Raw genomic sequence first — 15,188 nt, forward strand, 5'->3', positions numbered from 1 at the left:
TAAATAGTCAATAAATAACCTGCCTTATTTTATAAAAAATACCAATTATGTTATATTTACCATTCGTTGTTCTTAGTCTATGAGTATTTACATAGAGTCTTGTTAGAACTACTAAAAATCACAAAAAAAAAAGGATTCTTCCCTATAGAAGTCCTTTTAAAACAAAATTATACTATGTTGATATGTATGTTTATTAGGAAGTTTTCTATACCCAACACATTCAATCACTCAGATTAATTTCCAAATACAAATCAGCAGAAGAATATTCTTCATAAAGAAACACAACATACTAAATTGAACAGCTTAAAACATTCCCTCAATCACCTACTTTCAGTGTCCTGCTAAAAAACTTGGACAAGTCCAACAATTTTTAAGGAAGCTTCAATTTATTATTCACAGATAACATACGGATGATCACAATCAAAATAACAATGACTGACAATTGAAGTGGGCTGCTCCACCCTGCCCAGATGCAAAGCCCACACAAAAATGTTAAGACAGCATGGATTTCTTCTCTTAGTGCGAGCGGCGTTCTCCCCGCTAACAAATCTCGGATCATGCCACCGCCAACACCAGTAAACATAGAAGCTAGAATAATAATACCTAGATCATGATGGAGGCTTTGCGCTAACAATCCTCCTTGTATTGCAAAGGAAGCAAGGCCAATCGAATCAAAGAAATAGCCCCAGCGGTTCCAGTGATGAATCCAATTCCTTTTGACAAATAAAATAGTCGTCAGCGTGACTAAAACAACTAATAAGGATTGCCGCTCCCATATATCTGATACTGGTATATCCAGTACGACGTTGCGAATAATGGAACCTCCATAAGATGTAGTAAGTCCAAGCACAAATATACCAATAAAAGAATATTTGGCCTGTAACGCAACAAATGCGCCACTTATCGCATAAGCAATAATACCAATGACATGTAATACTGACCAGGTCACATGATTCAACTCCTCTTTTTTATACCTATATACATAAAAAAGCCCATCATAAAATAGTTGCGTGGTTACTACGCAAGCTATTTTATGATGGGCTAATATTCTAGCAGTTTTACCTACTAATTTATCCATCTCACCATATATACGTTCAAAATTCCATAGAAGCTATGCAATATTACTATGACATAACGACCATAAAATTTCCCAGTAAAATTATAATCGATTTCGTTGTTAAACTCAATATAAAATTTTGATTACAGTGTTTCATACATAATTTGGCCCATTTGGGAAATGTCATAATCACCTAATGCAGCCACCTCAGCTTGGAAATCTGGTGCGTTTAAAATTTCCTTCACCGCCTCAATTAGTTGTTGATTTTCAGGCGTTTTTAATAACACAATGTCGTAACGCTCTCTGACAGCGGGTATAAAATCGACAGGGATGAGCTTGGCGATTTTTTCAATCCCAATTCCAACGTCTGCATATCCATTTGCTACAGCAGAGGCAACGTCGAGGTGGCTCATTTCTTCATGGGTATACCCTTTAATCATGGATGGTGCGATTTCATGAATACGCAATTGCTCGTCTAGTAAAGTGCGAGCACCTGAGCCTTTCTCACGATTAATAAATGTAAATGACTTTGTTTTAAAATCTTCAAATGTGTGGATTTGCAATGGATTCCCTTTTTGAACATAAAAACCTGCTCTACGTGATACAACATTGATGAGGACAAAGGCATGACTCACAAAGATTTTTTTTACATAAGGCGTATTATAATCTCCTGTATCTCCATCAAACATATGTAAACTCGCAATATTACAGTCGCCATGATACATCGCCATGACACCATTAAAACTACCTTCATGTGAACGTAATACTTTCATTGTTTGTCTTTTCTCAAGATATTTTGCTACTATATCCAACACTAAATCTTGCCCACTAATAATAATTTTCGACTGATTTTTAGGTGAAGTAGCTACAGGGGACATAGCTGGAGTGGTACCTGTTTTACGTTTTTGTATATAGGCTTGCAAGTCCGCACGATCTACTCGCATTTGCCGCCCCACACGGAAAACTGGCAAATCTCCCTTTTTCACCAAATCATAAATGGTTAATTTCGAAACCTTTAATAATTGTGCAACCTCTTCAATCGTATAGGATTGATCTTGTGACATATAAACATTCTCCTCCTATAAACCTCTCTTTACATGGTAACGCATTTATAGCTTGATGAACATCTTGAAATTTTCTTCCAACACTATCTTTCTTTTTTACTTATAACTGATTATAATTAGCTATGTCTTGTTATAACGAGTTATAAAAGGAGTACAATCATAGTGAAAAAATTTTATAGTTTATTTGCGACACTATTATTACTAGTTGGTCTATTAGTAGGCTGTGGTAACCAAGAAAAAGAGGTGGCAGCAAACAAACCCGTTGAATTAACAATTTCTGCAGCAGCAAGTTTACAGGATGCCTTAGAAGAGCTTAAAACAACTTATGAAGAAGAGCATGATACGATTAAAATCCTCTATAACTTTGGTGGTTCAGGTGCATTGCAACAGCAAATTTTACAGGGTGCTCCTGCAGATCTTTTCTTTTCTGCAGCGGAAGATAAATTCGATGCACTTGTAGAGAAAGAAATGATTGATCAAAAGCAAGGAACGGATCTTTTAGCGAATGAATTAGTCTTAATCGTGCCAAAAGACAATGAAAAACAAATCCAATCCTTCGAAGATTTACAACAAGCAGAGAAAATCGCGCTCGGTACACCTGAAACGGTTCCTGCTGGACAGTATGGTGTGGACACATTAAAGCATATGCAACTTTGGGATTCACTTGAATCTAAAGTGGTGTATACAAAAGACGTTCGTCAAGTACTTACGTACACAGAAACAGAAAATGTGGATGCAGGAATCGTCTATAAAACGGATGCCCTAGTATCTGATAAAGTCGATGTCATTGCAACTGCAGATGATGCTACACACGCACCAATTATTTATCCTGTAGGTGTGCTAAAAGCGAGTAAGCATACGCAAGAAGCAGAAGATTTTTATCACTTTTTACAAAGTGATGAGGCTATGAATGTCTTTAAAAAGTATGGGTTTAAAGGAGCTCAATAAAAAATGAGTACCGATTTCTGGTCTCCACTTAGACTTTCCATTGAGATTGCCTTCGTCGCAGGCATTATCGCGATCATAGCAGGTATTTTCACGGGCAAATGGATGGCAACCCACCATTTTAAAGGCAAGCTAGTACTAGAAACCGTATTATTGTTACCCTTAGTATTACCTCCTACTGTAGTAGGCTTCCTGCTCATCGTCATTTTCGGGAAAAATAGTCTATTAGGAAATTTTATTATTTGGCTATTCGATCAGCCCGTCATGTTCACATGGTGGGCGGCGGTTATCGCTTCTACCATTGTTGCCTTTCCATTAATGTATCAATCGGCTAAAACAGGCTTTGCCTCTGTTGATCGCGATATTGAACATGCGGCACGTGTGGATGGGGCTAATGAACGGCAGGTCTTTCTTTTTGTATCAATTCCTCTTGCATTAAAGGCACTCGTATCTGGCGGGATTTTAAGCTTCACTCGAGCTTTAGGTGAATTTGGGGCTACCTTAATGTTTGCGGGGAATATTCCAGGGAAAACACAAACAACACCGCTCGCTATTTATATGGCGATTGATGCGGGTAACATGACCCTTGCCTGGACATGGGTTTTGTGCATGATGGCTATTTCCTTCCTTTTGCTACTTAGCATTCATCTTCTAAAAGTATAAAAGAGGTAGTTGGATTGAACCAACTACCTCTTTTTCTCATCCCCCACTGATAGGTGGAATAAAAGCGATTGTGTCACCAGACTTAATGATCGTTGTATCCGTTGCAAATTCCTCATTAATCGCTGTCATCATTTGCTGTAATGATAGCTGTGGATAGTGCTGTTCCATCCACTCTTTCAATTCAGCCACTGTCACATCTGACAGCTCTACAGTTAGCTTAGGCGCACCAACTGCTTCCTGCAAGTGAGCAAATAATAAGATATTAATCACGATTTTCCTCCTTCTGAATGCCTGGTTCCCCTTGCGGATAGGGGACATTTTCTAATTGATCGCCAATCCATTCCGTACCGTCCTCCCAATGCTCTTTTTTCCATATTGGCACAATTTGCTTAATACGGTCAATCGCATACTCATTCGCCATGTAAGCGACTTTACGATGTGGTGATGATACGGCAATGACTACAGCAATATCAGCAATATCTAAATGACCTACACGATGGGTAATGGCTACTTTCGCTTCTGGCCACTGCTCTTGTATTTCCTGCGCAATTTGTTCAAACATTTTAATGGCCATCGCAGGATAAGCTTGATATTCCAAGTGCAATGTTTTTTTACCATTTGTGATTTCACGCACGGTGCCAATGAACAGTGTAATGGCTCCAGCATTTCGACTCAGAACCTTTTGTCTAACTTCCTCTACATCAATGGGTTTATTGATAATTTCAAATAACGCTGTCGTCATGATTCTCTCCTCATTTCCTTCCATAAAAACTCCATATATTGCGCTTCTTCATGTATCGAAAAGGCTGGGACAGTGGGTGAGGAACCCAGTGGATAACTTGGCCAATAGAGCACACAAATGATCTGAGATACTTGCTGTAATAAAGCTTGATCCTGTGCAGTTCGTACAAGCACAACCTTCGGATAATGTTCATTTTTATACCCTTCAACCAGAATGATATCCATTGGAAGGGACGCATAAAGCGCAAGTATTTGAGACAGTTGCCAGCTATTTTGCTGAATACTCATACGTAAAGTACCCTCCCCCTCCACTGCTGTGACACTCGCACCTGCCAGCTCATGTCGACTACTATCCTTCGAAGCTTCTATCATCGGCACACCACCGTGACCATGATGCTTGATGGTTCCTACTCTTAACCCTTCCGTTGTCGCTCTCTTAATCAATTGCTCCATCAATGTCGTCTTACCACTATTTTGATAGCCAACTATCTGTAAGATTTTTCGATGTTGTCCCAAGGCCACTCACTTCCTTGCAAATCTTCTAACAATAAGACCGTTACTGACATGCCTTTTTCATAGCCACGCGAGCCACCTGGTAAGACGATGAACGCATTAGCTGATGCTAAAGAGGAAACTGCACTCGACTTATCAAAACCAGATGGCACAGCCACTAACTGACCTTTTTCATAATAAGCATGTGCTCTTACAAAGCGTGTAAATGGATTAGCCTTTGTGAAATCCTTACCTAAAATAGCTTGCTCTCTACGTAAATGGGGCTGTGAATTACTGTAGGCAGTGCGAATAATCGGACGTACAAAAAGCTCAAAGCCAACATAGCAAGCTGAAGGATTTCCAGAAAGTCCAAATAATAATTGTCCCTCTCGAGCAGCTACTGTAGTCACACTACCTGGGCGCATTGCCACTTTGTTAAACAATACCTTTGCATTTATCGCTTCGTAAATGGCTGGTAAGTAATCGTAATCCCCTACGGAAACGCCACCCGTTGTAATTAACATATCAACTTCCTGTAAAGCTTTTTCAACATTCTCAATACATAATTCAAGATCATCGCTAAACTTGCCAAAATATTTAACTTCTGCTCCAGCGCGCTCAATTTGAGCCATCATCATATACGCATTACTATTGCGAATTTTGCCTGGCTGTAAAGGTTCACCGGGATCTAGTAATTCGCTACCAGTGGCCATCACACCAATGACTGTTTTACGAAAAACAGGTACTTGTTCATAACCAAAAGTAGCGAGTAAGGCCATCACCCCTGGATTAATATATTGACCTTTTTCAATGAGAACAGCGCCTTGCTGCACATCTTCCCCTTTATACGAAATATTGGTCCCCGCTTCAAAATTCCGTTTAATCGACATACACATTTGTTGATTTTCTTCGAAAGTATGGGTTAATTCTAGCATGACTACTGCATCACACCCTTGTGGGATTGGCGCACCTGTCATAATGCGGACAGCTTGTCGATCACCAACTACTTCGTCATAGACATAGCCCGCGCCAATTTCCCCCACAACCTGAAAGCGGACTGGATGTTCTGAGGAGGCTTCTTTACTATCAATGGAGCGAATAGCGTAACCATCATAAGGAGAACGATCAAATGCGGGCACATCATGATCAGCTCGAACAGCTTCTGCTATAAAACGTCCATGGGCCTGTGTTAATGGTACAAGCTCTTTTTTTGCTGGGAAGGCATAGTCCATTACACGATGAACCGCTTCTGCCACAGGGATTGGTTGTCTTTTTTCTATCATTTGGCACACTCCTTTATCCTAATAAACGATAATAAATGCTTTTCGCTTTTTCTATATTTTGTATACCATGTATCACTACGCGCCCATCCTGGAAAATCACAATTCGGTAATCATCAGCTTGGCAGGAAAGCAAATAAGGATTTACCTGAATTTCACCATAGGGACGAAGCTGATTTGCCAACTGCTCGAACGAATAGTGAATTGGCTTCGGAGGGCGTATTTGTACTGCGTCTCGTCCACAAAGTATCTGTAATTTAGTTTGATTTTCATAGGATAAATAAGGGTATGTTGGTTGATTGCCACAAGATGGACAATCAGCTTGCCGTATTTTTTCCACATTGATTTCATAGTGTTGATTTTGCCAAACATCAAACGTTAAATAGCTTTTTCGCAAGGCTTTCTCATCACCAACGAGCAATTTTAAAACCTCTGCCACTTGATAAGCTGCAACGATTTGAACTGTTGGGCTAATAATACCTACCGTATCACAAGTCATTCCTGTATGTGGCATGACATGTAACAAGCAATGCAAACATGGTGTTTTGCCTGGTACAATCGTATAGGTCGCACCATAACTACCAACGCAAGAACCATATACCCAGGGAATACGAGACTTTTGTGCAAGGTCATTCATGAGAAAACGGACATCAAAATTATCGGTTGCATCGACCATCACATCGACATCTTCTAATAATGGCAGCAAGGACTCTGTACAAGCGTCCATAATAGCAGTATTGATTTCTATCTCTGAGTTGATGCTGTGAAGTCTTGTTTTAGCTGCGATGACTTTTGGCATTTTTTCTTGTGCATCTAGCTCTGTATATAATTGCTGTCTTTGTAAATTACTCCACTCTACGTAATCACGATCAATGAGGGTCAGCTTGCCAATACCAGCGCGCACAAGTGCTTCTGCGCTAGCACTCCCTAATGCACCTACACCAATGATTAGGACGTGTTTTTGTTGAATGGACTGCTGCCCTGTTTGTCCGATGGGATGAAATAATTGTTGTCTAGAATATCTATTTTGCATAAGTATGAGGCCTTTCTTTCTTTGAATTTTCGTTTGACCTTTTCATTTATAGCATTATAATAAAAGCAATGTTTTTCAGCAAAATACGTTTGAAGGAGGTCTTTTACTGTGCATCCCACACATCAACAGCAACTAATCCAAGTAGCTGTTTTAACGGTCAGTGATACACGCACTAAAGCAGATGATCATGCTGGTCAGCGCATTCAATCCTTACTTCAAGAAGCTACATTTGAAGTAGTCGACTACCAGCTAACAAAGGATGAACCACTGGATATTGCCAATCATATCAAGAAATGGTGCAGTGATCACACAATCAATACCATTATCGTCACGGGTGGAACAGGATTTACACCAAGAGACCAAACCTACGACACCATTCTGCCTCTTTTTGAAAAAGAAATGATGGGGTTTGGTGAATTATTTCGAACTCTCAGCTATGAAGAAATTGGCCCAAAAGCAATGTTTAGTCGAGCCACTGCTGGAAGCCGTCAGCAAACCGCTATTTATGTTTTACCAGGTTCTACAAATGCGGTGACATTGGCTATGATGAAGCTCATTCTTCCTACTGTCCAACATTTTGTCGGTGAGTTGAATCGCCTATGAAAATTGCTGGAGTTGTATTAGCTGGTGGTCAATCCTCTCGCTATGGTCAGCCTAAAATGTTTGAGCTGTTTGCTGGGCAGCCTTTATATAAACATAGTCTCACAGCCTTGCAAAAAAATCGGCTAGATCCTATCATTATTGCTACGAACGCGCACTTACAACATCAATTTGGGCAGGAAAACGTCCAATGGATCATCGAAAAGCAGCCACATCAAGGCCCACTTTTTGCTTTGCATTCTATCATGACAGCCTACCCTGATGTGGAATGGTTTTCTGTCGTAGCGAGCGATATGCCTTATATGAATGCCAATTTTATCAAAAAAATAGTAGGGCTGATTGATGACGCCTATGATGCTATTGTTCCTACGCAAGCGCTACGGGATCAACCATTGGCGGCATTATATCGACGTACAGCTTTACCAAGGGCAAAGCAATTAACGGAACAAAACAAGCGAAGTATGAAAGTGCTGTTAGAGCAAATTCGTGTTTGCTACGTTCCTTTTGATGACAATAGCCCAACATTTGTCAATATCAACGCACAACAAGATTGGTCACAAACGACTAAAAAGGAGTTTAACGATGAATAATTTTACACATTGGAACGAAGAAGGTCGTCCTAAAATGGTCGATATATCTGCAAAAGAAATCACGACACGTACAGCTATTGCTCGCAGTACGATTATTTTATCGGATGCAGTCTATGAAGCCATCCAACAAGGTGGCATTAAAAAAGGTGATCCGACGCAAGTTGCTCAAATTGCAGGGATTATGGGTGCTAAAAAAACGGCCGATATCATTCCTATGTGCCACCCTATCATGCTACAGGGCACAGATTTCCAGTTTGACTATGAAAAGGCGGAGAATGGCTATGAGCTCCATATTCAAGCCACTGTCAAATGTAGTGGGAAAACTGGTGTTGAAATGGAAGCCCTTACTGCTGTGTCGATTGCTGCCTTAACTTTTTATGATATGTGCAAAGCCGTTGATAAAACAATGGTCATTAAAGAAACCTATCTTGTTGAAAAAACAGGTGGAAAAAGTGGCACCTTTGTGCATAAATAAACAGAAAAATTCGGCATCGTTTTGCCGATTTTTTCTGTTTTTTTACACACTACCCCCCAATGTGAGACATTTCAATTTTTGAATTTTTCCTTTTTGCCATTGTTTGTTCATTGCGTTCATCTGAATAACGATCATTTCTTGTTTCCCAAACGTTCGTAATACATTTGATGATGGCTGCATCATCTTGCCCTGATCGTAACAGCTCTCTTAAATCAGTGCCTTCAGTTGCAAATAAACAAGTGTATAATGATCCTTCTGCTGAGAGACGAGCACGGGAGCAATTGGAGCAGAAAGAATCTGTCACAGACGAAATCACACCAACCTCACCTTGTGCATCTTGATATTGAAAGCGCGTTGCCACTTCCCCCCTGTAATTTGGAGCCACTGGCTGTAATGGAGAAAACTGATGGATATGCTCAATGATATCTTTTTTGGACACCACATCATCTAAACGCCAACCGTTCGAATTCCCTACATCCATATATTCAATAAAGCGTAAAATATGCTGTTTTTCTTTAAAAAATTGAGCCATTGTAACAATGTCTTGGTCATTCTTGCCTTTTTGAACAACCATATTAATTTTTACTTGTAAACCCGCTTCTGCTGCCTTTTCAATTCCCTCTAACACCGGCAATACCTTGCCCCGATGACCATTCATCTCGAAAAAACGTTCTTCATCAAGTGAATCTAGACTAACTGAGACTCGAGATAAGCCTGCTTGTGCCAATGGCTGTGCATATTTTTTTAATAAAGAGCCATTGGTTGTTAAAGCAATATCTTCTACACCCTCTATATGGTGAATACGGGCAATTAATTCGGGCAAATCACGACGTAGCAATGGCTCACCGCCCGTAATTCGCACCTTTTTCACGCCTAATGAAACAAAGATTTTTACTAATCGTTCTATCTCATCAAAATTTAATATTTTATCAGACGGTAAAAATGCATAATCTGGACCAAATACCTCAGCTGGCATACAATAGCGGCAACGAAAATTACAGCGATCTGTTACGGATATTCTTAAATCTCTTAACGGTCTGTGTAATTGGTCTTGTAGATTCGTCATTTAATCTCCTTCTTTCAGTGCATTCTGAGCTGGTAATAGGATGCGGTGTGGATGTGTATAAATATTCAATGAATGCTGTCGGATAAAGCCTACCGTCGTAATGCCAAGCTGCTCAGCCAATTGCAAGGCTAATTCAGTTGGAGCTGATTTAGACAGCACAATGGCACAGCCTATTTTGGAGACTTTGAGTAAAATCTCCGACGATATTCGTCCGCTAAAAACAATTATTTTATCTTGCATACGGATGTTGTTGCGTAAGCAATAGCCGTAAATTTTATCTAAAGCATTGTGGCGTCCAATATCCATACGACTTAACACAATGCCATTGACATCACATAGTGCAGCATTATGCACACCACCCGTTTTCTTAAAAATGTCGGCACCATCCTGCATCGCATGCATTAAACGGAAGCAATCCTCAGTCGACATTTGCACCTGAACGTCTTCCATTTTTTTTGCTGCTAATGCATCATTCGTAAAAACAAATCCTTGTCGACTCATCCCACAGCAAGAGGTAATATAGCGTTTGTTTTGCGTCTGCTGATAATAAGGATTGACATGCTTTGTTTTAATATGCACAAAGCCTTCTTTTTCTTGGTGCCAAATTTCCTCAATATCCTCAAAGCTACGAATCACTCGTTCAGAAGCTAAATAGCCGATGACCATATCTTCTACATACTCTGGTGTACATACCATCGTGACAAATTCTTGCTGATTAATTTTTACGGTCACCGCGTATTCTGAGACGATGAAATCATCCATTTCTTTCACTTGCTGTCCTTCAACTCGCACAATTTTCCTTGTTATTGCTCGCTCCATAAGGCATCCCCTTTATTCACTGATATTCTTTTCAAAAACAAAGACGGAAATCGCAAAATCCTCTTCAATTTTAATATCTGAAAATAGGTGGAGTAGTTTGCTACCCATCAATTCTTCCATACCCTCTGGTGGTGATTGCGTATATAAATCCTGAATCATACTCGTCCTTGCAGCATGCACCATTTTTAATCCTTCTGGTGTACTGGCAATAAATTTTTCTGTCGGTGTGATATTACCGTATAAAGTAGATACAGCCATATTCTCGACAAAAACGGTATGAATACGTTCAGGTCCTTTACCAAATACTTCCTTGCGTAACTTTCGAATCATGTCATTAAATTCGTGTATTTTTTTAGACATAGCAACGATTCTCCCATCGTAATTAAACTTTTTTAGGTAAATGGTTATGAGGGTCACCCTTACAGTTTGTTAATGATATAGCAACTTTTAAAAAAATAAAAGAGAAAATACTTTTTGATAATAATTCTCATTTAATAAATTTTATGATAAATATTGTTCATTTTGAAGGAAAGAGCTATAATATTCATATCACTAATGGAATTGATTTATTTTGATCCCTATGTCACGATGTTGCATAGTGTTTTTAATATTTAAATTCTATTGTTATTAAAAAATAAAAGTAGATTGAGTTTTTAGCAAGGCCTGCTAAGAATTTTATCCACCATGAATCATTAGCATGTCTTGGACATGTTATTTCATGGTGGATTTTTTATTTTTTTAAAAACCGAGACATGGATAACTTGTTATGATCTAGCAATTTGCCTATTTTGAGGTAGCTTCAAGAACAATTGGGAATTACAATGATAACAAGACAATCTTTTCAAAAATAACCAACTCGATTTGTTATTCCCTTTTTGTCTTAAGCTGCAACATGTTGTCCGATTAGTCTCAAAGTGCAAAAGGAGGAAGTTATCTTGACTCAAATTAATATTAATGGCGTATCGTATGATGTAAAAGAAGGAGCTACAATCCTTGATACCATTAATCAGCATGACATTCCGCATCCACAGATCTGTCATGTGCCTGCTGTTGATCCAATCGAAACATGTGATACATGTATCGTGGAGGTGAACGGTCAATTAGTTCGTTCCTGCTCCACAAAGGCAGTAGACGGCATGAATGTTTTATTAACTTCTGACAAAGCAAAAGCAGCACAAACAGAAGCGATGGATCGTCTACTCGAAAATCATTTACTGTACTGTACAGTTTGTGATAATAACAATGGAAATTGTGCATTACACAACACGGCTGAAATGATGGAAATCGAGCATCAAAAATATCCTTACCAACCGAAAGTGGAACCTCATGAAGTGGACATGTCCCACCCGTTTTATCGATATGACCCTAACCAATGTATCGCTTGTGGTCAATGTGTAGAGGTTTGTCAAAATTTACAGGTGAATGAAACATTATCCCTCGATTGGGAAGCCGAAAGACCACGCGTCATATGGGATACTGGCGTTGCAATTAATGATTCTTCCTGTGTAAGTTGCGGTCAATGTGTAACCGTTTGTCCATGTAATGCCTTAATGGAAAAATCCATGCTTGGAGAGGCTGGATTTATGACTGGTCTGAAACAGGATATGTTAGATCCGATGATCAGTTTAATTAAGGAAGTTGAACCGGGCTATAGCGGTATTTTTGCCGTTTCTGAAGTGGAAGCAGCTATGCGTAGTAAACGTACTCGAAAAACAAAAACAGTATGTACTTTCTGTGGTGTGGGTTGTTCATTCGAAGTTTGGACAAAAGACCGTAAAATTTTAAAAGTACAACCTTCCGAAGGTCCCGTTAACGCAATTTCTACTTGTGTCAAAGGGAAATTTGGTTGGGACTTCGTTAATTCTGAGGAACGAATTACTAAACCTCTTATTCGTAAAAATAATGAATTTGTTGAATCATCATGGGATGAGGCACTCGATTTAATTGCCACAAAGCTTGGTGGTATTCAGCAGCAATTTGGTCCTGGTTCTGTCGGCTTTATCTCATCTTCTAAAATTACAAATGAAGAGAATTACTTAATTCAAAAAATGGCACGTCAGTTATTTGGAACAAATGATGTCGATAATTGTTCCCGTTATTGTCAATCCCCTGCTACTGATGGTTTATTACGTACAGTAGGTTTAGGTGGTGACGCGGGTACTATCAAAGATATTGCCAAGGCTGGTCTTGTCATCATTGTTGGGGCTAACCCAGCTGAAGGACACCCTGTTTTAGCAACACGTGTGAAACGTGCACATAAATTACATGGTCAGAAATTAATTGTTGCGGATATTCGTAAACATGAAATGGCTGAGCGTTCTGACATCTTTATGCGTCCGAAGCAAGGTACTGACCAAGTTTGGTTAATGGCCGTTACCAAATATATCATTGACCAAGGTTGGCACGATGAAGCCTTTATTCAAGAAAACGTCCTTCATTATGATGATTTTAAACAAGTACTTGAAACATATACACTTGATTATGCGCAAGAAATGACGGGTATTAGTAAAGAAACATTGATCGAAGTGGCTGAAATGATTCGTGATGCAGATGGTACATGTGTGCTTTGGGGCATGGGTGTAACACAAAATACTGGTGGCTCTTATACATCCGCAGCGATTTCAAATTTACTTTTAGCAACTGGGAACTATCGTCGTCCAGGTGCGGGTGCCTACCCTCTTCGTGGTCATAACAATGTGCAAGGTGCCTGTGATATGGGTACACTACCAACTCTCTTGCCAGGTTATCAAAAGGTAACAGATGAGGCAGCGCGTGCAAAATTCGAAAAAGCTTACGGTGTCCCAATTCAGTCGCAACCAGGTCGAACTAATATGCAAATGTTAGATGCGATTATGGAAGGTAAAATGAAAGCCATGTATTTAGTGGGCGAAGATATGGCGCTTGTTGATTGTAATGCCAACCATGTAGATGAGGTGCTTTCACAACTAGACTTTTTTGTTGTCCAAGATTGTTTCCTATCACGTACAGCACAATATGCAGATGTTATTTTACCTGCTGCGCCTTCCCTTGAAAAAGAAGGTACATTCACGAATACAGAACGTCGTGTTCAGCGCCTCTATAAAGTATTACCAACACTTGGTGAATCGAAAGCAGATTGGGAAATCTTGCAAGCGGTTGCTCGTCGTTTAGGAGCAGATTGGCATTATGATCATCCAAGTGACATCTTTGATGAAATGACCAGCCTGTCCCCCCTCTTCTCACAAGCCAACTATGATGTCTTAGAAGGCTGGGGTAGCTTCTGCTGGGGTAGCCATGATGGTAAAGATACACCTTTACTATATGAAGATGGTTTCAATTTCCCTGATAAAAAAGCTCGTTTTGCTTTAAATGATTGGGTGCAACCTGTGGAATATGAGGCACAGTACGATTGTCTTATTAATAATGGTCGTATGCTTGAACACTTCCATGAGGGAAATCTAACAAATAAATCGAAAGGTATTCAATCGAAAGTACCTGATATTTTCGTTGAAGTATCACCGGAACTGGCGAAGGAACGAGGTATTGCAGATGGAGCCTTACTTCGTTTAGTATCTCCTTATGGTGCATTAAAGCTAAATGCTCTTGTCACAGATCGCGTGCAAGGAAACGAATTATTTTTACCGATGAACTCCGTTAATAAAGATTCAGCTATCAACTTCTTAACGGGCCCTGCAGCAGATGTGAATACATCAACACCAGCTTATAAACAAACAAAAGTACGAGTTGAAGTGCTAAAAGCAAAAGGAAAATCACCACTTCCTCGTACGAACCCACGCTATAAAAAGCGTCATCCTCAAAATGGTGTTGAGGTTCATCGGAAATGGAATCGTCCTGGCTACGTTCACTTAACAACTATTAACGAAAGAGAGTGAGAGCATGGCTGTACCTATTACAAGCATTAAAAAACAACAATTGACGGAAGAACAACTAAAGGAACAAAAATTAGACAATCTAAAAGAACTGCTTTCTGATAATGAAGAAGCCGTTAATCAAGTGTTTAGTATTATGGCTGAATTAAATGATATAGGTGCACTAGAAGCAGCAATGAAGCTACTAGAAGCGAAAGAGGATGTGGCCCATATTGCACTTGGACAATTAACTCGTAAGCCTGTAACCAATATCATTAATAATTTAATGGGCGTTGCAGGAGCATTGACGGAGCTCAATCCAGAAACAACGACTAAGCTAATTGACGGCTTAAATTCAGGTGTAGATGAAGCGAGCAAAGCACTTGAATCCAATGAAAAAGTAAGTGCCTTTAAGCTTATGAAAATGTTAAATGATCCAGATGTCAATCGTGCGCTCAATTTTGGAGTCCATTTCTTAAAGGGACTTGGCAAAGGCTTAAAAGAATAAGGTGGTT

At 39.5% G+C, this 15,188-nt stretch carries 17 protein-coding genes; 7 read left to right on the plus strand and 10 right to left on the minus strand.

What is annotated here, in order from left to right; translation table 11 throughout:
- Positions 1–370: 370 nt before the first annotated feature.
- A complete protein-coding gene (locus MHI22_RS06060; RefSeq protein WP_036120593.1) occupies positions 371–949 on the minus strand; it encodes a trimeric intracellular cation channel family protein in 579 nt (192 codons plus the stop codon).
- A gap of 251 nt (positions 950–1,200) precedes the next feature.
- A complete protein-coding gene (locus MHI22_RS06065) occupies positions 1,201–2,121 on the minus strand; it encodes a helix-turn-helix transcriptional regulator (protein WP_036120596.1) in 921 nt (306 codons plus the stop codon).
- Between the two features lie 162 nt (positions 2,122–2,283).
- Between MHI22_RS06065 and modA the strand changes: the two genes are divergently transcribed.
- Both modA and modB read left to right on the plus strand, forming a co-directional pair.
- Positions 2,284–3,069 carry a molybdate ABC transporter substrate-binding protein gene (gene modA, locus MHI22_RS06070; protein ID WP_340811386.1) on the plus strand — a complete coding sequence of 262 codons (786 nt, stop codon included), beginning with the start codon at positions 2,284–2,286 and terminating at the stop codon, positions 3,067–3,069.
- Between the two features lie 3 nt (positions 3,070–3,072).
- On the plus strand, positions 3,073–3,729 hold the full coding sequence (gene modB, locus MHI22_RS06075) for a molybdate ABC transporter permease subunit (protein WP_340811387.1): 657 nt from the start codon (positions 3,073–3,075) through the stop codon (positions 3,727–3,729).
- A 36-nt stretch (positions 3,730–3,765) separates the two neighbouring features.
- On the opposite strand, the gene moaD is transcribed toward modB, so the two are convergent.
- Genes moaD through MHI22_RS06100 form a run of 5 tightly spaced genes read right to left on the minus strand, consistent with a single transcriptional unit; the run spans position 3,766 to position 7,275 of the window.
- Entirely contained in the window at positions 3,766–3,999 is a 234-nt protein-coding gene (gene moaD / locus MHI22_RS06080) for a molybdopterin converting factor subunit 1 (RefSeq protein ID WP_141903735.1), read from the minus strand.
- Positions 3,992–4,471 (minus strand): molybdenum cofactor biosynthesis protein MoaE, encoded by a 480-nt coding sequence (locus MHI22_RS06085; protein WP_058844577.1) that lies wholly within the window; start codon positions 4,469–4,471, stop codon positions 3,992–3,994. The genes moaD and MHI22_RS06085 overlap by 8 nt, the downstream gene beginning before the upstream one ends.
- Positions 4,468–4,992 (minus strand): molybdopterin-guanine dinucleotide biosynthesis protein B, encoded by a 525-nt coding sequence (gene mobB, locus MHI22_RS06090; protein ID WP_340811389.1) that lies wholly within the window; start codon positions 4,990–4,992, stop codon positions 4,468–4,470. Before mobB ends, MHI22_RS06085 begins: the two co-directional genes overlap by 4 nt.
- Positions 4,956–6,242, minus strand: a complete 1,287-nt coding sequence (locus MHI22_RS06095; RefSeq protein ID WP_340812703.1) for a molybdopterin molybdotransferase MoeA — start codon at positions 6,240–6,242, stop codon at positions 4,956–4,958. The genes mobB and MHI22_RS06095 overlap by 37 nt, the downstream gene beginning before the upstream one ends.
- A 16-nt stretch (positions 6,243–6,258) precedes the next feature.
- On the minus strand, positions 6,259–7,275 hold the full coding sequence (locus MHI22_RS06100) for a thiazole biosynthesis adenylyltransferase ThiF (protein ID WP_036120630.1): 1,017 nt from the start codon (positions 7,273–7,275) through the stop codon (positions 6,259–6,261).
- 108 nt (positions 7,276–7,383) lie between these two features.
- On the opposite strand from MHI22_RS06100, the gene MHI22_RS06105 reads away from it, so the two are divergent.
- The 3 genes from MHI22_RS06105 to moaC are packed head-to-tail and all read left to right on the plus strand — an operon-like array spanning position 7,384 to position 8,940.
- Entirely contained in the window at positions 7,384–7,878 is a 495-nt protein-coding gene (locus MHI22_RS06105; protein ID WP_036120634.1) for a MogA/MoaB family molybdenum cofactor biosynthesis protein, read from the plus strand.
- The gene (gene mobA, locus MHI22_RS06110; protein WP_340811391.1) at positions 7,875–8,465 is read left to right on the plus strand and encodes a molybdenum cofactor guanylyltransferase; all 591 of its coding nucleotides are present in this window, start codon (positions 7,875–7,877) and stop codon (positions 8,463–8,465) included. Before MHI22_RS06105 ends, mobA begins: the two co-directional genes overlap by 4 nt.
- The gene (moaC, locus tag MHI22_RS06115) at positions 8,458–8,940 is read left to right on the plus strand and encodes a cyclic pyranopterin monophosphate synthase MoaC (protein WP_036120641.1); all 483 of its coding nucleotides are present in this window, start codon (positions 8,458–8,460) and stop codon (positions 8,938–8,940) included. Before mobA ends, moaC begins: the two co-directional genes overlap by 8 nt.
- A 49-nt stretch (positions 8,941–8,989) precedes the next feature.
- On the opposite strand, the gene moaA is transcribed toward moaC, so the two are convergent.
- Genes moaA through MHI22_RS06130 form a run of 3 tightly spaced genes read right to left on the minus strand, consistent with a single transcriptional unit; the run spans position 8,990 to position 11,185 of the window.
- Positions 8,990–10,006, minus strand: a complete 1,017-nt coding sequence (gene moaA, locus MHI22_RS06120) for a GTP 3',8-cyclase MoaA (protein WP_036120644.1) — start codon at positions 10,004–10,006, stop codon at positions 8,990–8,992.
- Positions 10,007–10,825, minus strand: a complete 819-nt coding sequence (fdhD, locus tag MHI22_RS06125) for a formate dehydrogenase accessory sulfurtransferase FdhD (protein WP_340811393.1) — start codon at positions 10,823–10,825, stop codon at positions 10,007–10,009. It abuts the gene before it with no gap.
- Between the two features lie 12 nt (positions 10,826–10,837).
- Positions 10,838–11,185 (minus strand): DUF2294 domain-containing protein, encoded by a 348-nt coding sequence (locus tag MHI22_RS06130; RefSeq protein ID WP_036120650.1) that lies wholly within the window; start codon positions 11,183–11,185, stop codon positions 10,838–10,840.
- Positions 11,186–11,760: 575 nt separating this feature from the next.
- Here MHI22_RS06130 and fdhF point away from each other — a divergent pair.
- Positions 11,761–14,697: a formate dehydrogenase subunit alpha gene (gene fdhF / locus MHI22_RS06135; RefSeq protein ID WP_340811395.1), complete on the plus strand. Its 2,937-nt coding sequence runs from the start codon at positions 11,761–11,763 to the stop codon at positions 14,695–14,697.
- A 4-nt stretch (positions 14,698–14,701) separates the two neighbouring features.
- On the plus strand, positions 14,702–15,181 hold the full coding sequence (locus MHI22_RS06140; protein WP_058844573.1) for a DUF1641 domain-containing protein: 480 nt from the start codon (positions 14,702–14,704) through the stop codon (positions 15,179–15,181).
- The last annotated feature ends 7 nt before the right edge of the window (positions 15,182–15,188 follow it).

The sequence above is a fragment of the Lysinibacillus sp. FSL L8-0312 genome (assembly GCF_038003285.1).
Taxonomy (GTDB): domain Bacteria; phylum Bacillota; class Bacilli; order Bacillales_A; family Planococcaceae; genus Lysinibacillus; species Lysinibacillus fusiformis_D.

Coding starts and splice junctions, on each gene's coding strand:
- moaA (WP_036120644.1), bottom strand. CDS start 10,006: ATGACGAATCTACAAGACCAATTACACAGACCGTTAAGAGATTTAAGA.
- MHI22_RS06130 (WP_036120650.1), bottom strand. CDS start 11,185: ATGTCTAAAAAAATACACGAATTTAATGACATGATTCGAAAGTTACGC.
- fdhD (WP_340811393.1), bottom strand. CDS start 10,825: ATGGAGCGAGCAATAACAAGGAAAATTGTGCGAGTTGAAGGACAGCAA.
- modB (WP_340811387.1), top strand. CDS start 3,073: ATGAGTACCGATTTCTGGTCTCCACTTAGACTTTCCATTGAGATTGCC.
- MHI22_RS06140 (WP_058844573.1), top strand. CDS start 14,702: ATGGCTGTACCTATTACAAGCATTAAAAAACAACAATTGACGGAAGAA.
- MHI22_RS06100 (WP_036120630.1), bottom strand. CDS start 7,275: ATGCAAAATAGATATTCTAGACAACAATTATTTCATCCCATCGGACAA.
- MHI22_RS06085 (WP_058844577.1), bottom strand. CDS start 4,471: ATGACGACAGCGTTATTTGAAATTATCAATAAACCCATTGATGTAGAG.
- moaC (WP_036120641.1), top strand. CDS start 8,458: ATGAATAATTTTACACATTGGAACGAAGAAGGTCGTCCTAAAATGGTC.
- mobA (WP_340811391.1), top strand. CDS start 7,875: ATGAAAATTGCTGGAGTTGTATTAGCTGGTGGTCAATCCTCTCGCTAT.
- MHI22_RS06065 (WP_036120596.1), bottom strand. CDS start 2,121: ATGTCACAAGATCAATCCTATACGATTGAAGAGGTTGCACAATTATTA.